The organism is Streptomyces sp. YGL11-2, from assembly GCF_050054615.1.
Taxonomy (GTDB): Bacteria; Actinomycetota; Actinomycetes; order Streptomycetales; family Streptomycetaceae; genus Streptomyces.
Map to the genome: position 1 here is coordinate 52,198 of NZ_JBNHIN010000036.1, position 18,796 is coordinate 70,993.

The following is an 18,796-nucleotide window of genomic DNA, read 5'->3' on the forward strand; positions in this document are numbered from 1 at the left end:
GTACGAGGTACCGGCAGCGCTGTATGGAGCACACCTCCGACCTGTCGGCCCAGGCAGAGATGGTGACCGGCCACATACTGACCGCGTTGGAGGGATCTGCACCGGAAGGCGGCCGATGACGGGCGAGGCATCCACCGCGGTGATCGGGACCGACGGGATGGCGGCGTTGATCCAGGTCCTCGCCGCGCGAGGCCGTACTGTCATCGGCCCTACACTGCGCGACGGGGCGATCGTGCTGGCCGAACTGACCGACGGCGACGAACTGCCCTACGGCTGGGGCGTGGAGCTGGAGGCCGGGCACTATCGTGTGCGGCCCCGTGGGGACGGAGCGGCGTTCGCGCACAGCGCCGGCCCGCAGTCGTGGAAGACCTACCTGCATCCGCAGCGCGAGCGGCAGTGGAGCGCCGACCGTGGATCCGACGGCGCCTGGGCCGTGACCGAGGATGACACCCCGCCGCCGTCGTACGCGTTCCTCGGGGTTCGGCCCTGCGACTTGCGGGCGATCGCCGTGCAGGATCGGGTACTGGCCGGCGGGCCGCACAGCGACAGCCGGTACCGAGCCCGTCGCGAACGGGCCTTCCTGGTCGCCGTGGAGTGCACCGAACCGGGCGCCACCTGCTTCTGCACCTCCATGGGCGCCGGCCCCGCCGTGGACGGCGGCTATGACTTGGCGCTGACGGAGGTCGTCGACGGCGGCGGCCACCGCTTCTGGGCGCGGGCCGGCAGCGACGAGGGCGCGTCGGTACTGGCCGAACTGCCGCAGCTGCCGGCTGACGCGTCGCTCGTCACCGTGGCACGGGAGAAGGTCGCTGCGGCGGCCGACCGGATGGGCCGCACCATGCCCGAGGTGGACCTCCAGGTGCTGATGCGCGAGACCCTGGACGCCGACCGCTGGAACGACGTCGCGGCACGCTGCCTGACCTGCGGCAACTGCACCATGGCTTGCCCGACGTGCTTCTGCACCTCCGCCGAGGACGTCACCGATCTGACGGGCGACCACGCCGAGCGGTGGCGGCGCTGGGAATCCTGCTTCGACCTGGAGTTCACCCATCTCCCGGGCGGGCCGGTCCGCGCCTCCGGCCGCAGCCGCTACCGGCAGTGGGCCACCCACAAACTCGGCACGTGGTACGACCAGTTCGGCAGCTCGGGATGCGTCGGCTGCGGGCGGTGCATCGTCTGGTGCCCGGTCGGTATCGACATCACCGAGGAGGCCCATGCGCTGAACGCGGAGCGTGCTGCGGGCGACGGGCCGGGGGAGGACACCCCGTGACCACTGACCGCTCCGGCTTCTTCGGCGCACTGCCGCCCGTACACCGTGACCGACTGCTCGCCTTCGCCCGCGAGGTCTCCTTCCCGGCGGGATTGCGGATCTTCGACGAGGGCGGTGCGGCCGACCGGTTCTGGATCATCCGCTCCGGGACCGTTGCCCTCGACGTGTACGAGCCGGGCCGCGGCACGGCCGTCGTCGAAACCCTTGGTGAGGGTGAACTCCTCGGCTGGTCCTGGCTGTTCGAGCCCTACCACTGGCATCTCGGTGCGCAGACCCGTGCCCCGGTGACGGCGTGGGAGTTCGATGCCCGGGAGGTCCGGGACGCGATCGACGCGTACCCGGCCTTCGGGCTGGCGGTGACCCGGTGCGTCGCCGCGGTGGCGATCGGCAGGCGGCTGCGTGCCTGCCGCACCCGCCTGCTGGATCTGTACGGCCCGCCCGGTGACGTGCGGCAGGCCGGGACCGGGGGAGCGGTGCCGTGACCGCGGCCCGCCCGGACCTGGTGCCGCTTCCCTACCGGGTGACGGCGCGTACCGACCAGACCGCCGACACGGCGGACATCGCGCTCGACCCGGTGGCCGACGCACTGCCGCCGTTCGTCCCGGGGCAGTTCGCGATGGTCCACGCCTTCGGCGTCGGCGACATCCCGCTCTCGATGAGCGACCTGGACGGCCACCGGCTGACCCACACGGTCCGCGCGGTCGGTGCGGTCTCCCGGGCGCTGCACGGCCTGCGACCCGGCGCGACGGTGGGGGTCCGCGGGCCGTTCGGCATCGGCTGGGAGCTGTTCGCAGCCCAGGGACGCGACGTGCTGGTCGTCGCCGGGGGACTGGGCCTGGCACCCCTGCGCCCGCTGGTCCGCGCCGTGCTGGCCGCACGGCGACGATACGGCCGCCTGGCCGTCCTCATCGGCACCCGCACCCCTGGTGACCTGCTCTGTACCCGGGACCTCGATGACTGGCGGGCCGCCGGAGCGCGGATCGAGGTGACCGTCGACCGGCCGGATGACAGCTGGCAGGGGGACGTGGGAGTCGTCACGGGCCTGCTGGACCGGGCGGAGTTCGACCCCGGGCACGCGGCGGCTTTCGTCTGCGGACCAGAGGTGATGATGCGGGCCGCCGCCCGCGACCTCGTCCACCGCGGACTCGCCCCGCACCGGGTCCGGATCTCCCTGGAACGCACCATGCACTGCGGCACCGGCCACTGCGGGCACTGCCAGCTCGGTCCGCTGTTGCTGTGCCGCGACGGCCCGGTCGTCCCCTGGAGCATTGCCGAACCCCTGCTCTCGGTAAGGGAGTTGTGAGATGACGGCCAACCCGGATCCGGCCAACCCCGATGCGGCCGTTCCCGGTCGGCGGCCGGAGCTGGCGGTGTGGAAGTTCGCCTCGTGCGACGGCTGCCAGCTCACGCTGCTCGACTGCGAGGAAGAACTCCTCGGGATCGCCGAACGGGTCCGGATCACCCACTTCCTGGAGGCGTCCAGCGCCCCCGGACCGGGCCCCTACGACCTGTCCCTGGTCGAGGGATCGGTCACCACACCGCAGGACGCCGAACGGATCCGCCACATCCGCGCCGCCTCCCGCCGCCTCGTCACCATCGGTGCCTGCGCCACCGCCGGCGGCGTCCAGGCGCTGCGCAATTACGCCGACGTCGCGGAGTTCCGGGCCGCGGTCTACGCCCGGCCCGACTACATCGAATCCCTCGCGACCTCCACCCCCATCAGCGCCCACGTCCCCGTCGACTTCGAACTGCGCGGCTGCCCCATCGACCGCGGCCAGCTCGTCGAGGTCATCACCGCCCACCTCGCCGGACGCACCCCCGACGTGCCCGCCCACAGCGTGTGCTTCGAATGCAAGCGCCGCGGCACGGTCTGCGTCACCGTCGCCCACGGCACCCCCTGCCTGGGACCGGTCACCCACGCCGGCTGCGGTGCGCTCTGCCCCGCCTACGACCGCGGCTGCTACGGCTGCTTCGGCCCGTCGAACTCCGTCAACTTCCCCTCGTTCATCCCGCTGCTCCGCCGGGACGGCATGGACACCCTCGACGTGGTGCGGGTGCTGCGCACCTTCAACACCGCCGCACCGGAATTCGACGCGGTGTCGCGGAAGGAGGCACAGCGGTGACGCACCGCAAGACCAAGGTGCTGCGCGTGGACTCGCTCGCCCGGGTCGAGGGCGAGGGCGCGCTGCACCTGCGCCTCGACGGCGGCCGGGTCGCCGAGGCGCACCTGAAGATCTACGAACCACCGCGGTTCTTCGAGGCGTTCCTGCGCGGTCGTTCCCACACCGAGCCGCCGGACATCACCTCCCGGGTCTGCGGAATCTGCCCGGTCGCCTACCAGATGAGCGCCTGCCGCGCTATCGAGGACGCCTGCGGCGTCACCGTGGACGGACAGCTCGCCGCCCTGCGTCGGATGCTCTACTGCGGCGAGTGGATCGAGAGCCAGACCCTCCACATCTACCTGCTGCACGCCCCCGACTTCCTCGGCCACGACAGCGTCATCGACCTCGCCCGCACCCACCCCGCCCACGTCGAACGCGGGCTGGCGCTCAAGCAGACCGGCAACGCCGTCATGGAACTGCTCGGCGGGCGCGCCATCCACCCCGTCAACGTCCGCCTCGGCGGTTTCCACCGCGTACCGGCCAAAGGGGAACTACGGCCGCTGGCGGAACGGTTGCGGCACGCCCGCGACGCCGCAGAGGCCACCGTGCGCTGGGTGGCCGGCTTCGACTTCCCCGATGCGGGCTGCGACCACGACTTCCTCGCACTGGCCGAACCCGGCACCTACGCGATCGGCGCCGGCACACCCACCGTGATGCCGGCCCCGGGCAGCGCGGGCCTGTCGCCGGACAGCGACCGCGCGCTGTCGCTGCGCACCTTCCCGGTCCGCGACTTTCCCGAGCACGTCATCGAGACCCAGGTCCCGCACTCCACCGCCCTGCACTCACGGCTCGACGGAGGCCGCCACCTGACCGGCACGCTCGCCCGCTACGCCATCAGCGGCCGGTGGCTCCCCTCCGATGTGCTCCGCACCGCCCGCGAGGTCGGGCTCGGCGACCCCCGCGAGGGGACGGTGTGCCGCAACCCCTTCCGCAGCATCATCGTCCGCGCCGTCGAGGTGTTGTACGCCGTCGGCGAGGCGCTGCGCCTCATCGACGCCTACGAGGCGCCGCCCGGCCCGTACATCGACGTCCCCGCGCGGGCGGCCACCGGCCACGGCGCGACCGAGGCACCCCGCGGCCTGCTCTACCACCGCTACACCCTCGACGCCGACGGGACCGTCACCGATGCCGCCCTGGTCCCGCCGACCGCCCAGAATCAGGCCGCGATCGAACACGAACTGCGCTGCGCGGTGCAGCACCGCCTGGATTCCGGCGGCCACCCCACCGACGCCGAGCTGACCGCGCTGTGCGAACGGATCATCCGCAACCACGATCCGTGTATCTCCTGCTCCACCCACTTCCTCGACCTGACCGTCGAGCGGGAGTGACCGCCGGAAAGTCCCAGGCCAGGGCGGAGGGGGGCCTCCGGACCTCGTGGGGACCCGCCCGGCCCTGGCGGCGCCGGTGCCCGCGCGCCAGGCTTGGAAGCACAGGGTTCCGGTCGGGCCCCTGCGGCGGCCCGTCTCCGGAAGGAGATGAAGCATGAGCAGCTACGACGCGCGCAACCCCGTGATGGTGGGAGTCTCCCACTCGCCGACGGCCGCGAGCGCGGTGGCATGGGCGGCGGACGCGGCAGCTCGGCGTGGCCGGGAGCTGTGCCTGGTGCACGCCCAGGAATGGCCCGCCGGAGCCGCGCCGAAGGATCGGCATGACGCACCGGATCAGGCTTGGGCCTCGCATTTCCGGGCCTCGGGACGGGACCTGTTGCAGAACTGCGAGGACGCCGCGGCCGAGCAGGTTCCCGGCCTGCGGATCACGACGCGTCTGGAGGACGGCCATCCGGCCGCTGTGCTGCGCGAAGCCGCGGAGGACGCCGTCCTGCTGGTGGTCGGCACCCACCAGGTGTCCGGTCCAGGGGAGGCAGTCACCTTCACCACGGTCGGCCGGTCCCTCGTCGGGCACCCTCCGTGCCCGGTGGTGCTGGTCGTCGGTGACACCTCGTGCTACGACCCGCTCGGGCCGGTGATGGTCGGGGTGGACGGTTCTCCGGCATCGGCTCCGGCGGTGGCCTTCGCCTTCGATGAGGCCGCGTTGAGCGAGGCGGACCTGCTCGCGGTGCAGGTGCGACGGCCGCGCCGTGGCGACTGGCCGGACGCCGTCCAGGAGTCCTTCATCGACGTGTCGGAGGCACTCGCCGGGTGGCGCGAGAAGTACCCGCAGGTCGTGGTGCGGGAAAAGGTGGTGATGGGCCAGCCCGCGGTGCAGCTGGCCGAGGAGGCTGCCGCGGCACGCTGCCTGGTGGTCGGGTCCCGTGGGCTGGGCGGTTTCCGCGGGATGGTGCTGGGCTCCACCAGCCGCACGCTGGCGCACTTCGCGCCGGGGCCGCTGGCGGTGGTGCCCCAGGCGGCCCGTACGGACTGAAGGGCGGCCGGAGCCCACAACCGTGCAGCGGTTGCCGGGCGGCGGGAGCCAGTCCCCGGCCGGTCCGGTGCGCTGCGGTGCCCGGTGCTGCCGTGCGGCGTGGTCGTGCTCCGGCTGCTGACCGCACCGCCGCGCACCTCGCCGTACCACGGGGACCAGCGCATCGGCCAGGTACTCGCCCCGGAATAAAGGCCGCTTCGTCGGCGGCCCCGACGGCCGTACAGGGGCCATGCGGCTCTGGTGCCATCGATGGCCGGCCCATGCGCCGCGCCCCCGCGCACGGGACGCTGAAGGCCAGGCTGCGGGGCGGTCCCGCTGCTGCCGCTGGAAAGCCAGGCTGCGGAGGTCACCGCGGGCGGACAGCCGGGGGAGCGGGGCCGCATCGTCGTGGGCGTCGACGGCTCGGAATCCTCGAAGGAGGCCCTGCGCCGGGCAGTGCGCCAGGCCGAACTGACCGACAGCACCGTCAGTACCGGTCGTGCCGCGGCTGTGGTACGGCGATGACGGGGCACTGTGCGTAGCGAAGCACGCCCTGGCTCACCGAGCCGAGCAGCAATCCGGTGAAGCCACCGTGCCCGCGGGTTCCCACCACCAGGCACATGGCGTGGGCCGATGCCTTGGCGAGTTCTTCCACCGGGTGGCCGTGGACGACCTCGTGGTGGACTTCCACATCGGGGTAGGTCGCGGTACGGCCTGCCACGGCCTCGGACAGGAGGCTGCGGCATTCGCTTTCCACGGTGTGCTTGTCCCGCCCCCGGAACCGCTCCGGGCTCTGTACGTAAACGGCTCTCAGGACGGCGCCGTGCAGGGCGGCCTGCAGGAAGGCGACGTCCACGGCAGTAGCGGAGTGCGCGCTGCCGTCGACTCCGACGACGACGTACGACGGGTCCTGGATGATGAGTTCCGGTTCGGGTACCACGACAACCGGGCAGGGGGCGTGCGCCATGACGGGGAGCGCGACGGAAGCCGAAGTGAAGACTTCCTTCTCCCGTCCCAGGTGACGGGAGCCCAGTACCACCTCGGCGGCCTCACGGGCCTGTTCCCGCAGGACCCACGCCGGTCTGCCCTCGGCCAGCAGAGCAGAGAGCGGCACCTGCGGTTGCCGGTCCTCGACGAACGCCACGGCGCCCTGGAGCAGGCGCTCGCCGGCTCCGTGCAGAGTCCGGTTCCACTCCTCCCACGAAGGGTGTACGTCCGTCTTCCGGTAACCACCGGTGGGTGCTCCCTCGGCATGGACCAGGCACAGCGGCATCCGGCGGCGGGCCGCCTCGTCCGCTGCCCAGGCCAGAGCCATCCGCTGGGAAGGATCAGGGTCCACGCCGACCACGATCGACGGGCGAACCCGGTGAGCTTCTGCTGAGGCCATTGCCATCTCCCTGGCCGCGTTGTTTCGTCATCCACTCTCCAGAATCGCGCCGTCGACGGGGTACGGCATGACAGCCGGACATGAGCGGGGGAACACACGGGAGACGGGCCAGGCGCCCCCGCTTCCGACCGGTGACCGTCCTGTCCACGGCGCGACACTGGTGGGCCAGGCGCCTTGCCACGTTTCCACCCCGGTCCTTGATGTTCGTGGCCGTCACTGCGCGCGGGCTACGAGAAACCTGGTGCTGTCCGCAAGCGTGGTGAGGTGCGCGGTGTCCTCGTCATCGATCCGGATGCCGGTGCGCTCTGTGAGGAGCTCGACGAAGCGCAGGAAGTCGAGCGAGTCGATTCCCAACGCGTCCCGGAAGGTGTCGTTGGGGCCCAGGATGGTGAGGTCGGCATCCGGTACGACATCGGCCAACGACTCCTTCACGACGTCCAGTGCTTCGTCGCGTTTCATAGTTCCTCCGGGCTCTGCAGGAGGCGGTCGACGGTGGTGAGACAGCGGGCTCCGACAGCACCGTCGGAGCCGGGTGGTCGGCCGCGAGGGTGGCCGTGACCACCGGCCGTACGCCGAACAGGCCGTTGACCGACCACGGCCGTTCGACGACCCGACCGAAGCCCACCAAGGCCACTTGCGGTGGGTAGATCACCGCCAGGACCGCTTCCACTCCTTGGTCACCGAGGTTGGTGACCGTGATGGTGGGGTCCGACACCTCGGAACCGCGTAGTCGGCCGTTTCGGGCGCGGTCGACCGGGTCCTTCAGTTCGGCCATCAGCTCCGGGAGTTCGAGAACGTCGGCGTGCTGCAGAACAGGGGCGATGAGCCAGCCGCCGCGCAGGGACACCGCCACGCCAGGGCGCACCTCCTCCCCGGCGGTGAAGTGGCCGTCGATCCAATAGCCGTTCAACTCGGGTACCTCTCGGGCCGACCGGGCCGCGGCCTTGAGCAACAGGGCGGCGGGAAGCAGTCGTTCGCCTACGGGGCAGTGGTGGTTGTGCTCGTGCATCCAGTGCATCGCGGTGGTCATGTCGATGCTCGTGGACAGGTAGTAGTGGGGGATCTCCCGGTTGGCGCGGGCCATCGGCAGTGGTCGGCCCATCGACCCGGGCCGGATCTCGCAGGCGGCGAAGTTGGCGATCACGATGCAACCGGTGTCGGTCTGCCACCAGTTGTCGTGGACGGGCGGGCCCAGTGCCGCCTGGCCCCAATACACGTCCTCGGGGTGCAGGTCCAGCGCGTAGGCGGCTGTGGCGTGATGGGCGACGACGGCGTCGTGGACGTGGATCGCGCCCTTCGGGGTGCCGGTGGTTCCGCTCGTGAAGTGCAGCAGTGCCATGTCCTCGGGCGAGGTCGGCGGGATGGCGAACTGCTCGGGCGCGGTGGCCATGAGCGCGTCGAACGAGTCCGTACCGGGCAGGTCCTCAGCACCGGGCTCAACGATGAGGACGTGTGCGAGCCCGGGGAGTTCCGGCCTGCGGTCCGCGACCTTGCGCCGGTACAGGGCCGCCGTATTGACCAGCACTCGGGCGTCGCCGAGCCGTAGGCGCTGCTCGACCGGGTCGGGCCCGAACGCGGCGAAGAGCGGGCAGAGCACGCTGGTGTTCTTCACGGTGCCGAGCACCGCCGTGTAGAGCTCCGGACACCTGCCGAGCAAGGTGAACACCCTGAGACCGCGGCCGACTCCGAGCGACCGCAGGACGTTCGCGAAACGCGCCGTGCGGCGAGCCAACTCGGCGTACGTGACGGTGGTGACGGTGTCATCACGCGCGATGCACCGCAGCGCGACCTTGCCACCACGCACCGGCCCCGCATGGCGATCGACGGCCTCGTACGCCATGTTCAGCCCGCGACCGCAGGGCAGTCCGTCCAGGCTCTCCCGCGCCCGGGACCAGGTGAGCTCCGAGCGTTCCCGCGCGTAGTCGGCGAGATTCGGCGCCACCTCCAGCGTGGCGTCCTTGTGGATGGTCTCCCGCGTCATCACGGTTTCCTCCGGTGCCTCGCACCGTTTCCAGGATCACGGAACCCGCCCCCAGGCGCATGGGGCCGAAGGGCCTGGGGCAGGGGCCAGCCAGGCCGCCAGTGGGATATGCCAGCGTGGTGCTGCGCCCATCGGACCTGACGGATGTCGCACCCGTCACGGGACGTCGGCCAGCGATGCCGTGCCCCGTTTGTTGCCGCCGTGCGGGTGCCCTTTCAAGAGCCGACCGGTCACGAGTTCGGGGGCGATCCGGATGAAGGCGTCCTCCGCCACGGCCACCCATGAGCGGAGCCCGACCGCCCGCAGTCGTTCCTGTTCTCTCCGGTCAGCGACCAGCGTGGCGCGCCCGATCACGATGACGCTCCAGCCCGACTGCGCGGCCTCGTCGAACCAGTCGGCTTCGAAAGCCACGACGGCACCGTCGACGGCGCGTGCCATACGTGACAGGGGCGACGTCCGGAGGACCACCGCGTGGTCCTGATCCAGAGAGAAGTTGACCGGCAGGACGGCGGGCAGCGCATCGTGCGTGTACACGATGCGCCCGATGGGCACCAGCGTCAGGAAGCGCAGGCACTCCTGCTGGTCCAGCTGCCGAAGGCCATCGTCCCACTGCATACCCTCATGGTGTGCGCACCGCGCTGGCGCGGCGTTGGGCCGATGGTCCTCGTCTTCAGGGCGGATCGGGCCGTCCCTGCGGGGCCGTACGCCGCTCGCCTGGCCTTGTCCACGTCGGCCGGCACCGCAAGCGGATGATCCTCTACACGGCGATCCGCTGCGTCTCGGCGCCCGCCCTTCAGCAGCTTGTCCACTGCCCGTTCGCCGTTGCTCCCCGCTCCTTTGGACCAAGGGGCCCTGTCGCCGGCTGCATGGCGACCGCAGGCTGGAAGTGAGGAAGGTGCTCGTTCCCCGCTCCGGCTCGCGGCATGATGGAGGCGACCGCTATGGACCACGTCGTCACTGTGGGCCTCGACGGCTCGGCCGAGAGCCTGGCAGCCGCCCGCTGGGCCGCCGAGGAAGCCGACCGTCGCCGGCTCACGCTGCGCCTGCTGCATGCCTGGCCCATGCTCGCGCCGGAGACCACGGAGACGCCCCGCGAAGCGGATCAGAACTACTGGGCGAAGCTGATCGTGCACGACGCGTATGCGGAGATACGCGAGCGCTACCCGGAGCTGCCCATCGTCGAGGACCTGGTCGCATCGGACGCCGAGACCGCTCTGCTCAGCGCGTCAGCACAGTCCCAACTGCTGGTGCTCGGATCACGCGGACTTTCCCCCGCCGCAGGCTTCTTCCTGGGCGACACAAGTATGGAGATCGTGGCCCGAGCGGAACGGCCGGTGGCCTTGGTGGGCGCCGACGTGCGCCCGGTCCCGGATTCCGCTCGCGGCGCAGGCGGAGTGGTGGTGGTAGGGAGCAGCCTGCACGGGCGGTGCGACGACGTGTTGGAGTTCGCCTTCGAGGCCGCTGACGTGCGCGATGTGCCGCTGCACGCGGTCCACGGAAGAAGCCTGCCGGTGGAGTCGTATGCGCCGTGGGCCATGAATCCCGACGTCATCGAGGAGATCACGGAGGAAACCCGGCAACGCCTGGACGAGGCACTCCGCTCTTGGTGCGAAAAGTTCCCCGGTGTGCGGGTGGTCGACAGCGTACTGCTGGAGAGTCCCGCCCGGGCCGTCGTACAAGCGGCGTCGGCCGCCGACCTGCTGGTGATCGGACGACGCAGGCAACGCCCCGCCCTGGCACCACGGCTGGGCAATGTCGCGCATGCCGCGGCGCACCACGCGTCGTGCCCCGTCGTCATCGTTCCCCACGACTGAAGAACCGGGACTGGTCCACCCGCGACGGCCGTTGGTCATCCCGCAACGCGTGCTCCGACATCTGATGCGGCACAGCGCTCCACCGGACCGGTAGGGGCGTGGCGGAAGGGGTCCGGGGGCCTCGCCCGGCTGTTGGGTCTCGGGGCCGGCGGCCCACGCGAGGGCGTCGTCGAGTTCGTCGTACGCGAGGCGTCGCACTTCGGCGTGGACGAAGTGGTTGGCCAGCTGGGGCACCAACGTGGCGACCTTGCTGTCCGCCGCCAGCGCGATCCTTTGGACCTTCCGGTGGTGGTCGCGGATGAACCGTGCATGGCGGAACAGGCTGCCGATGTTCTCCCAGCCGGGGAACGCGCGCGTATGGATGACGACGCCGGCCAACACGTCGTGGGTCCGCAGCCAGTTGTCCGCCGTCGCGGCCAACGCGTCGAAGTCCTGGGTGCGCAGCGGGTGTTGGACTTCGACGACCAGCACACGGGAGTCGGTCAGGAGCCGGTGGGCGATGCCGGGGCCCTCGGGAAGTGACACCAGCCACTGCAGGGCTTCGTCGCGTTCCCGGGTGCTGAAGACGTGCACGGGGCAGGGCATCACGAAGCGCGTCAATCGGGTGGTCTCACGGATCCGGCGCGCATCGCTGACCACGGCGCAGCCCTCGCACAGCCGCATGGCAGCAGGGGCGATCTTGAGGTCTTCCCACCCTGCGGCCGGTGTGAACGACCGGAACTCCGGCCCGATCTCGCACAGAACCCGAAGGCGGCGCCCCTAGCCCTCGGCGTCGCGTTCCTGATGAACGGCGGGCCCGGCACCATCTATGGAGTCAGGGCATTCGCCGCGTTCAACGAGTTCTACGCCGACAGCGACCGCAGCGTCGCCCCCTGACGATCGGCCTGACCAGCACCGACCACTTCGCGCCCGGTGCGCCGGCCCCGCCCCCAGCCCCGCGCAGGCGGGGAAGGGCGCTTACGCCGCCCCCGGCGGACGCTCGGCGAGCCGCTTCTTGGCTTCCGAGTAGGCATCCGCATCGATCTCGCCCGAGGCGAAGCGCCGGTCCAGGATCTCCTGCGGCGATTCCCGTCGCTGAGCCTCGCGTGTTCCCACTCCGGTACCTCCGCTGGAGTGTCCGTGGACCAGGTGGATGACCGCCCAGACCACCAAGCCGATCAACACGATCCACACAAGGGGCATGAAGGCCATCCACGCCCAGCCGCCGTTCCAGTACATCACTGCCCTCACCGCCTCCGTCGGCGGGTTCCTATCCTCTTGCAGTGTCCGTCTCCGGGTACGACGAGGAGCCAGGGCCCATCGGCCCCATGACAGGGCCACTGGTCACCTGGTCCCGCCACTGGGCGGGACCAGCGGCAGATGACGGGCCTGCCCCCCGACCGCGATCGGGCCGACAAAGGAGCAACCGCCCCAGGTGCCGTCACGCGCATTCTCGGACGCGGCTGCCGGCCGAACGATCCGCATCCACACCCGCGGGAGACCCGGCCCCGGGCGATCCGAAGCCGTGGCTCAGTCCTGCCTACGTGGAGGCGGTGGCACTGACCGACCGCGTCACGACCGGTCATTCGCCGTGGTAGAGCCTGTCGAGATCGACCAGGAGGACCTCTCCCCTGGCTTCCGCGGCTCGCAGTTCCGAGTTGAACCCGATCCCGCTGTAACACGCAGGCGTGGCCCCGTTGACGTCCTCGCCGGAAGCTCCGAGGACGGATAGCGCGTGGCGCAGCTGTTCCAGGTGGTGGATGTCCATGGTCTCGTTCCAGCGGGCGAGTCCGACCGAGAGCAGGACACCGGGCCGGCCCTCAACGGTCCCTCGTACCGCCACGTCGACATCGAGACGGGTGTGCCCCGCAGGGCCGGAAACCGTGCCGCGCACGGCTGTTGTGGGTTCCCCTCCGAAGGTGTCGGGGGCGGCGTATTCGGTGGTCCAGCCCCGGCACAGCTGGGCGAAGTGCGGTGCGGCAACCGCGGAGTCGAACGTGGGGCGGACGCGTTGCCACACACCGACGGCGTCCTCCTGCTCGATCAAGGCGCGATGGGGCCATGCGACGGCGTGCTCGAAGGCCAGTAGCGGCTCGGCAATGCGGTAGCGCGTCAGCGCGGGCCGGAACGCGTCGGGCTCTGCGTGCAGCAGACCGCGGTTTCGCAGTACGGCCAGGACGTGGGACACGTCGGTCAGCGAGGCTCCGATGCGTTCGGCGATCCCGCCGGGTGTGGAGCAGCCGGTGGCGATCGCGACCAGCGTGGAGTGGGACAGCGCCCGGTCCGCGTGATTCGCCTCCTCCTCCAGCAGATTGCGAGCCTCCCAGTGCAGGGGGACGCGTGGGCTGAGGACGGTTCGGCACACCCATGCGTCGAAGTCATGCGGGCTGGTGGGAGCATCGTCACACACCAGGTCACCTCGATAGGCGGGAGTACCGCCCACGACGGCATGCACCTGCACGGCAAGCCGTGGGGATCGAATGCCCCAGAATCGCGCCGCCTCGCGGAAGTCGAAGGGCTGCACCAGGAGTTCCAGCGAGGCGAGCCGGTGCAGGGAGGACGGGCCGGAGAAGAGCCTCCGCATGAGGGAGGGGGTCCCTCCGCTGAGGATGAGACGGGTCCGGTTGTGCCGACGCACCTGGTGCAGACGGAGGTAGGCACCGTGAATGACGGACGGCAGCGCTGGGCTCGGGCCCACAAGGTCGGGGAAGTTGTCGATGATCACGGGGACCGGGCGCTGGTCACCGAGCGCCAGCAGCGCGTCCACGGCGTCCTCCCAGCGCTGCCAGTGCGGTGGATGCGTGGCCCGGGTGTGCTCCCCGAAATGCTCTGCCAGGCGGTGCAGTGTCTCGGCCTCCGCCGCAGCCTGCCCGTCGAAATAGAAGCCTTCGGTGGCCTTGGCGACGGCTTGCAGCAGGAAGGTCTTGCCCTGCCTGTGCTGTCCTGAGACCAGGCCGAGAGTGGCCCCGGGACGCGGATCACCCACGAAGCCGGTCAGCTCGGCCCACTCGACCTCTCGGTCGAAAACGTGATCGGGCTTCACCGGGTGGGCGGCAGCATCCGATGGCGACACGGACCGCTCCCTCGTTCGGCGACCGACGGCGTAGTGGTACGTCCAGTACAGCTCCGGTGCCCGGGCCGCGCTCTGCCGGCTGGCCCGTCCGGGGTATCCGAGTGGCGCCGGTGTGGTCACCAGGGCTGACATGGCGGTAACGGTGACAGTGCGATCGGCCAGCTACCGTTCAGCCGCTGACCGACTCCAGCCCCTCAGCAGCAAACCGCTCGACCAACAACTCCTCTGACGGGGGCCGCGCCGAAAGCGGCCACCCTCCATGAGCTGGCCTTCGATCGAGGGCCGGGCGGCTGGTGGTGTTCGGTCACGCTCGACGTGTGACCGCTCGTTTCCACGCCCGTGACAACCTTGTGTACCGCCTCTTTGGTCCGGCGGCAGACCGGTCGGCTCGGTGAGACACCGACCGTGTGGGGCGTGGGCCGAGCTCGTCAGGAAGCCGAGCTCGTCAGGAAGTTGCTGCAGTCGGGCAGAACCGATGCCAGACATGCACCGGTTGCCGGGGGCGGGTACAGCGGAGGTTATGGCCGTGGTGTCCCCCCCCCCGCGTCATCGACGTCGAAGCCGAGGTGGTTCGTGACATCGACCACGCCGTCGACGCTTTCGCAAAGACGTATCGCGATGGGAACGAGGCTGCTATGCGGCACAGTCCCGCTCAACGTCACCCGTCCGTCCGTGACCCGGACCGTGACCGAGGCGGGGTCCAGGCCGAGGGTGCGGCCGCCGCCTGGGGCCCGGCGCCGGGTGCCGCCGACGCGTCGGGTGGTGCGGTCCGGGGTGTGCAGCGCCTGCCGGGGGGGCGCGTACACCGCGCTGTGCCACGCCGCCTGCCCGGTGGTGGTGCCACGGAGAGTCCGAAGAGCCCCTGCCCCGGTGTCACTTCTCCAGGGCGGCTGCGTGGTCGGGAGGTAGGTCTGGAGGTCCCGGGGTGGCTGTCGGCGCCAGGTGATCGGGGAGCTCCCCTCCGTGCTCAACCATCCCTGGATTTACCAGCTCCGACTGCAGCCCGTACAGCTGCCTTGTGTGCCGTTCCTTGGACAGTTTCCCGGGCGCTCGGCCGCTGCTTTGGTGCTTGTCGCCATGGGTCGGCGGCACGAAGACTTTCCCGGGTGCGGCCGGGCGCGGGAACCGGATGGGTGAGATCAGTGGGATGCAACCCGGCATCGTGTGCCGCCCGGGCGCTGGTGTCCCACGGCGTGGGGGAAGGGCCGGATGGCCCTGTCCGGCCGGGCTCGGTGGGTTGCAGGCTGGGCGGTGATGACGGGCCGGGTGCTCGCTGCCGTCATACGACGGCTGGGTGAGGTCGGCTTGATTCCGAGGAGGCACCACCATGCTGAACACGCCGCATACCGTCAGCGATGTCATGACCCAGCCCGTGGCGGCCGTCGACCACGAGGCCCGTTTCAAGGAGATCGTCGAGACGCTGCGGCGGTGGCGGGTGAGCGCCGTACCGGTGCTCTCGGGCGAGCGGAGGGTGATCGGAGTGGTGTCCGAGGCCGATCTCCTTCCCAAGGAAGCGTTCCGGGAGGCGGACTCGGATCGCTTGGAACGGTTGCGGCAGTCCGACGATGTGCGTCGGGCGGAGGCGGTGACGGCGGGGGAGCTCATGACCAGTCCGGCCGTGACGGTGCATGCCGATGCCACGTTGGCGCAGGCGGCGCGGACGATGGCGCGGGCATCCGTCAAGCGGCTCCCGGTCGTCGACGAGGGCGGGTTGCTCGTGGGCATCGTCAGCCGGGCCGACCTGCTGAAGGTGTTCCTGCGGTCCGACGACGAGCTCGCGCGGGAGGTACGCGAGGTCCTCGGGACGCTGTTCGCCGCGCCCGCCAAGGACCTTGAGGTCACCGTCGCAGACGGGGTGGTCACGCTCAGCGGGCACTCGCGGGACCGATCGCTCATCCCGGTGGTGGCGCGTCTGGTGCGCGGTATCGAGGGGGTGGTGGACGTGGACTTCGACCTGACTGGTGCGACGGCCCTCCAGGCGCCGCAGGCGGCGGGTCCATCCTTGTAACCGGATCTGCCGGGGCCGGTGCGCCGTCAGCGGTGCGGTACCACGGCGACGGGTACCGGGCAGTGGTGCAGCACGGCATGGGCGATGTGGCCGATGCGCGGCAAGGGGTGAAGCGCGGTGTGGCTGCGCCGGCCGATGACGACGAGAGCGGCATGGGTGGCGGCGTCCAACAGATGGTGTGCGGGCTCGCCGATGACGGCCTGTTCCACGACGTCCACGGCCGGATGCGCGGCACGCCACGGCCGCAGCGTCTGGTGCACGGTTTCGCGCTCCTGGGCCGTGACGTCGGTACCCCAGGTCAGCGCCGCACCGAGCCCGTAGGCGTAGTACGGCGGCGGGTTCCAGTCGTGTACGACCAGCAAGGGGGCAGCGCGTACGGCCGCGGCCTCGAAGGCGAAGCTGATCACCTCGTCACAGGGGCGGGTGAGATCCAGCCCCAGGACCACCGGCCGGGGAGCGCGGATCGTCGCGTCGGGAACGGGCCGCCCCGGTTCCGGTTCGGGAGGCTGCTGCTCGCCCAGTGGCCCAGCCCGTACCAGGACGACCGGGGCTTCGGCGTGCGCGACGGTAGCCATGCCCACCGAACCGAGGAGGAACCCGGTGATCCGCCTCGCCCCCACCGTGCCGATCACCAGTACGCCGGCTTCCTTCGCCGCTTGGCACAGCACGTCCCGCGGCGTGCCGATGACGCGGTCCGCAGTGATGTCGAGGCTTGGATGGCGTTGGTGGAGCCTGGCGGCCACGCGGGGCAGTACGTCTTCCGGCCAGCGGCGAGCGGCTTCCGGCCCGGCGCCCGGAGTGTGGGCGTCGGGCTGCCACTCCCAGGCATGGACGAGCCGCAGTGGCAGATCCCTGAGGAGCGCCTCACGGGCACCCCACTCCGCGGCGGCCAGACCCGCGGGGGAGCCATCCACGCCGACGGCAACGGTGCGAGCCATGCCTAACTCCAAGGGATGGGCGCGCGCCTGGGCTTCCCAGCCTGCGTGGTGTGGACGGCTCGGAGGAGGCGCCCACCGGCAGGAGCAGGGCATCCGGGGCCGGACTCGGCTGCGGACCTGGGCGGCCTCCGACCCTGACCGCCGGGCCCGGGGACGGTCATGGACGGTGGTGCCGCCCCTGCGCGTCCATCTCCGCCCATTCCTTCTCCCACTGGGCGTGGCGCCGGTGGTCCAGCAGACGGACGCCGACCCGGTCCACGGCGAAGAGCAGCAGACCGGTGGTGGATGCCGCCATGGTGCCGGCCGCGACGCTCACGGCCACGGTGTTCACGGGGTCGCCGGGGTTCCGCACCAGCGCACCGTGCCGGTCCAGCCACACCGTTGTCCGGGCCCCGACGCGTACTCCGGGTGACAAGAGAGTCTCGCCGGTCCGCACCCCGCGGTCCGGGGCCGTCCATCGCACCGTCGCATACACCCGGGCACCCGCCCCACCCCCTCGGTCGGCGCCGATACGGGCCGGGGGCTCCTCGGTCACCACGGCGGTGACACGGTGCCACTCGGTGCGCTGCCGCTGGGACGCCGCGTACACCGCCTGGCCGGCCGTCACCCCCGCCGCCGGCACCGCCACGGCCATCAGCAGCCCGGTGGCCAGCGCCATCCAGGACTGCGCCACGTCCGTGCCCCGCCGGAGCGGGCCACGCCGCCATGGTGGGCGAAACTTCACCAGAGGCATCCGACACCCTTCTTCACCTGCTGTTCCGAGCGTGGCACCTGGGCGCACGCCGGGAGAGGGCCGAACGGTCCCGCACGGGGGGCCGGTGTGCGTTCGGCGCGGCCGGCCGGGGACCGTTCGGCCCTGGTACACCACGATCGACCGGTGGATCAGAGCCCGTTGGCCCAGCTAGAGGGAGCCATGAGCGAGGCGGGGCGTGCTCGCCGCAGGGCCAGATGCGGTCGCCACCGTGCCCACGGTGGCTTCGGGGCGATCGATGCTCGACGCGGCGACCACATCTTGGTGATGCGTCGCCCGCAGGGCGAGGATGACGAGGCGTAGCGCGAAGAGGAAGCGTCGTCCGGGCCGTCGCCTTGGGAGCGGGAGATCCTCGAACTGACCGGTGAAGGGGTGACGAACCGTCAAATAGGCTTGCGTCCTGATCCATTCGAGAAGGCCGTCAAGAACCGCAGCTCCCGCCTGCCGGGCAAACACGGTGCCGAGCGACGCATCCAGGCAGCAGTGCCGGCCACTCGGAGCGCCATGGCGACCCGCACGGACCCGGGGCGGTTCCACGCACTAGATGTGCTGTGCATCCCTCTTCGGTGAGGCTCGCAGCATCTTCCGTGCGTCTTCTAGGTCGCCGTACGCGGTTCGTGCCAGTTGCGCGGCGAGATCGCTCATCGCGCGGATCGCCGCCAGTTCGTCGCCGATCTCGGGGACGTTCGGGTCCTCCGGATTCCACCGGGCGGTGCCGTGCCCGGTGAGTTTCCGGACGCTCTGCGGAGCCACCCAGTCCTACCGGCGCTGCCGTGCGGCGGGGGGCTCAAAAGCATGAGGAAGGTTCCGGTGGGCCCCTCCAGCGGCCTGTATCCGGGAGGGGGAGAAGGATGACCGGCAATGAACCGCGCAACTCGGTGGGGGCCGGGCTCTCCCGTTCACCGACGGTACGGAACGCGGCGGCACGGGCGGCGGACGCGGCGCCTCGGCGCGGCCGGGAGCTATGCCTGGTGCACGCCCAGCAGTGGCCTGCCGGAGCCGTGCCCAAGGACCGGATCCGCACCCTCACGCACTTCGCACCGGGGCCGTTGGCGGTCGTGCCCGGAGAGGCCCGTGCGGGTTGACCGGCGAG

Annotated in this window: 18 protein-coding genes and 3 pseudogenes; 10 read left to right on the plus strand and 11 right to left on the minus strand. The window is 71.0% G+C overall.

All coding sequences use genetic code 11. The features are described from left to right. The first annotated feature begins 115 nt into the window (after positions 1 to 115). The 7 genes and pseudogenes from ACO1BR_RS31090 to ACO1BR_RS31120 form a co-directional block, all read left to right on the plus strand. On the plus strand, positions 116 to 1,270 hold the full coding sequence (locus tag ACO1BR_RS31090; protein WP_426798417.1) for a 4Fe-4S dicluster domain-containing protein: 1,155 nt from the start codon (positions 116 to 118) through the stop codon (positions 1,268 to 1,270). After that, positions 1,267 to 1,752 carry a cyclic nucleotide-binding domain-containing protein gene (locus ACO1BR_RS31095; RefSeq protein ID WP_426798418.1) on the plus strand — a complete coding sequence of 162 codons (486 nt, stop codon included), beginning with the start codon at positions 1,267 to 1,269 and terminating at the stop codon, positions 1,750 to 1,752. Before ACO1BR_RS31090 ends, ACO1BR_RS31095 begins: the two co-directional genes overlap by 4 nt. Next, a complete protein-coding gene (locus ACO1BR_RS31100) occupies positions 1,749 to 2,573 on the plus strand; it encodes an FAD/NAD(P)-binding protein (protein WP_426798419.1) in 825 nt (274 codons plus the stop codon). The genes ACO1BR_RS31095 and ACO1BR_RS31100 overlap by 4 nt, the downstream gene beginning before the upstream one ends. A 1-nt stretch (position 2,574) precedes the next feature. After that, complete coding sequence (locus ACO1BR_RS31105) at positions 2,575 to 3,393, plus strand: oxidoreductase (RefSeq protein ID WP_426798420.1); 819 nt, start codon at positions 2,575 to 2,577, stop codon at positions 3,391 to 3,393. Beyond that, positions 3,390 to 4,760 carry a Ni/Fe hydrogenase subunit alpha gene (locus ACO1BR_RS31110; protein ID WP_426798421.1) on the plus strand — a complete coding sequence of 457 codons (1,371 nt, stop codon included), beginning with the start codon at positions 3,390 to 3,392 and terminating at the stop codon, positions 4,758 to 4,760. Before ACO1BR_RS31105 ends, ACO1BR_RS31110 begins: the two co-directional genes overlap by 4 nt. Positions 4,761 to 4,914: 154 nt before the next feature. After that, positions 4,915 to 5,793 carry a universal stress protein gene (locus ACO1BR_RS31115; RefSeq protein ID WP_426798422.1) on the plus strand — a complete coding sequence of 293 codons (879 nt, stop codon included), beginning with the start codon at positions 4,915 to 4,917 and terminating at the stop codon, positions 5,791 to 5,793. A 324-nt stretch (positions 5,794 to 6,117) separates the two neighbouring features. Further along, positions 6,118 to 6,261, plus strand: a pseudogene (locus ACO1BR_RS31120) (universal stress protein); the annotation flags it as partial. Here ACO1BR_RS31120 and ACO1BR_RS31125 read toward each other — a convergent pair. The 4 genes and pseudogenes from ACO1BR_RS31125 to ACO1BR_RS31140 form a co-directional block, all read right to left on the minus strand. Next, positions 6,260 to 7,159, minus strand: coding sequence for a universal stress protein (locus ACO1BR_RS31125; RefSeq protein WP_426798423.1), 900 nt, complete (start codon positions 7,157 to 7,159; stop codon positions 6,260 to 6,262). The pseudogene ACO1BR_RS31120 and the gene ACO1BR_RS31125 overlap by 2 nt on opposite strands. A gap of 213 nt (positions 7,160 to 7,372) precedes the next feature. Further along, positions 7,373 to 7,618 carry an acyl carrier protein gene (locus ACO1BR_RS31130; RefSeq protein ID WP_426798424.1) on the minus strand — a complete coding sequence of 82 codons (246 nt, stop codon included), beginning with the start codon at positions 7,616 to 7,618 and terminating at the stop codon, positions 7,373 to 7,375. Between the two features lie 133 nt (positions 7,619 to 7,751). Further along, positions 7,752 to 9,140 (minus strand): annotated as a pseudogene (locus ACO1BR_RS31135) (AMP-binding protein); the annotation flags it as partial. Between the two features lie 156 nt (positions 9,141 to 9,296). Then, positions 9,297 to 9,755: a pyridoxamine 5'-phosphate oxidase family protein gene (locus ACO1BR_RS31140; protein ID WP_426798425.1), complete on the minus strand. Its 459-nt coding sequence runs from the start codon at positions 9,753 to 9,755 to the stop codon at positions 9,297 to 9,299. A gap of 326 nt (positions 9,756 to 10,081) precedes the next feature. Between ACO1BR_RS31140 and ACO1BR_RS31145 the strand changes: the two genes are divergently transcribed. Further along, positions 10,082 to 10,954: a universal stress protein gene (locus tag ACO1BR_RS31145; RefSeq protein ID WP_426798426.1), complete on the plus strand. Its 873-nt coding sequence runs from the start codon at positions 10,082 to 10,084 to the stop codon at positions 10,952 to 10,954. A gap of 210 nt (positions 10,955 to 11,164) precedes the next feature. On the opposite strand, the pseudogene ACO1BR_RS31150 reads toward ACO1BR_RS31145, so the two are convergent. The 4 genes and pseudogenes from ACO1BR_RS31150 to ACO1BR_RS31165 all read right to left on the minus strand — a co-directional run. Next, positions 11,165 to 11,698: pseudogene (locus ACO1BR_RS31150) on the minus strand (STAS/SEC14 domain-containing protein); the annotation flags it as partial. 213 nt (positions 11,699 to 11,911) lie between these two features. After that, positions 11,912 to 12,172: an SHOCT domain-containing protein gene (locus ACO1BR_RS31155; RefSeq protein ID WP_426798427.1), complete on the minus strand. Its 261-nt coding sequence runs from the start codon at positions 12,170 to 12,172 to the stop codon at positions 11,912 to 11,914. Positions 12,173 to 12,515: 343 nt separating this feature from the next. Beyond that, the gene (locus ACO1BR_RS31160) at positions 12,516 to 14,006 is read right to left on the minus strand and encodes an AAA family ATPase (RefSeq protein WP_426798428.1); all 1,491 of its coding nucleotides are present in this window, start codon (positions 14,004 to 14,006) and stop codon (positions 12,516 to 12,518) included. A gap of 518 nt (positions 14,007 to 14,524) precedes the next feature. Further along, complete coding sequence (locus tag ACO1BR_RS31165) at positions 14,525 to 14,812, minus strand: BON domain-containing protein (protein WP_426798429.1); 288 nt, start codon at positions 14,810 to 14,812, stop codon at positions 14,525 to 14,527. A gap of 521 nt (positions 14,813 to 15,333) precedes the next feature. Between ACO1BR_RS31165 and ACO1BR_RS31170 the strand changes: the two genes are divergently transcribed. Beyond that, positions 15,334 to 16,014 (plus strand): CBS domain-containing protein, encoded by a 681-nt coding sequence (locus ACO1BR_RS31170; RefSeq protein WP_426798430.1) that lies wholly within the window; start codon positions 15,334 to 15,336, stop codon positions 16,012 to 16,014. A 26-nt stretch (positions 16,015 to 16,040) separates the two neighbouring features. On the opposite strand, the gene ACO1BR_RS31175 is transcribed toward ACO1BR_RS31170, so the two are convergent. The 3 genes from ACO1BR_RS31175 to ACO1BR_RS31185 form a co-directional block, all read right to left on the minus strand. Then, a complete protein-coding gene (locus ACO1BR_RS31175; protein ID WP_426798431.1) occupies positions 16,041 to 16,952 on the minus strand; it encodes a universal stress protein in 912 nt (303 codons plus the stop codon). 157 nt (positions 16,953 to 17,109) lie between these two features. After that, entirely contained in the window at positions 17,110 to 17,685 is a 576-nt protein-coding gene (locus tag ACO1BR_RS31180) for an Rv1733c family protein (RefSeq protein ID WP_426798432.1), read from the minus strand. A gap of 558 nt (positions 17,686 to 18,243) precedes the next feature. After that, positions 18,244 to 18,456, minus strand: coding sequence for a dsRBD fold-containing protein (locus ACO1BR_RS31185; protein ID WP_426798433.1), 213 nt, complete (start codon positions 18,454 to 18,456; stop codon positions 18,244 to 18,246). Between the two features lie 98 nt (positions 18,457 to 18,554). Here ACO1BR_RS31185 and ACO1BR_RS31190 point away from each other — a divergent pair, with 98 nt between their 5' ends. After that, positions 18,555 to 18,788 (plus strand): hypothetical protein, encoded by a 234-nt coding sequence (locus ACO1BR_RS31190; RefSeq protein ID WP_426798434.1) that lies wholly within the window; start codon positions 18,555 to 18,557, stop codon positions 18,786 to 18,788. The last annotated feature ends 8 nt before the right edge of the window (positions 18,789 to 18,796 follow it).

Coding starts and splice junctions, on each gene's coding strand:
- ACO1BR_RS31090 (WP_426798417.1), top strand. CDS start 116: ATGACGGGCGAGGCATCCACCGCGGTGATCGGGACCGACGGGATGGCG.
- ACO1BR_RS31105 (WP_426798420.1), top strand. CDS start 2,575: ATGACGGCCAACCCGGATCCGGCCAACCCCGATGCGGCCGTTCCCGGT.
- ACO1BR_RS31115 (WP_426798422.1), top strand. CDS start 4,915: ATGAGCAGCTACGACGCGCGCAACCCCGTGATGGTGGGAGTCTCCCAC.
- ACO1BR_RS31125 (WP_426798423.1), bottom strand. CDS start 7,159: ATGGCCTCAGCAGAAGCTCACCGGGTTCGCCCGTCGATCGTGGTCGGC.
- ACO1BR_RS31130 (WP_426798424.1), bottom strand. CDS start 7,618: ATGAAACGCGACGAAGCACTGGACGTCGTGAAGGAGTCGTTGGCCGAT.
- ACO1BR_RS31140 (WP_426798425.1), bottom strand. CDS start 9,755: ATGCAGTGGGACGATGGCCTTCGGCAGCTGGACCAGCAGGAGTGCCTG.
- ACO1BR_RS31145 (WP_426798426.1), top strand. CDS start 10,082: ATGGACCACGTCGTCACTGTGGGCCTCGACGGCTCGGCCGAGAGCCTG.
- ACO1BR_RS31155 (WP_426798427.1), bottom strand. CDS start 12,172: ATGTACTGGAACGGCGGCTGGGCGTGGATGGCCTTCATGCCCCTTGTG.
- ACO1BR_RS31170 (WP_426798430.1), top strand. CDS start 15,334: ATGCTGAACACGCCGCATACCGTCAGCGATGTCATGACCCAGCCCGTG.
- ACO1BR_RS31175 (WP_426798431.1), bottom strand. CDS start 16,952: ATGGCTCGCACCGTTGCCGTCGGCGTGGATGGCTCCCCCGCGGGTCTG.
- ACO1BR_RS31180 (WP_426798432.1), bottom strand. CDS start 17,685: ATGCCTCTGGTGAAGTTTCGCCCACCATGGCGGCGTGGCCCGCTCCGG.
- ACO1BR_RS31190 (WP_426798434.1), top strand. CDS start 18,555: ATGACCGGCAATGAACCGCGCAACTCGGTGGGGGCCGGGCTCTCCCGT.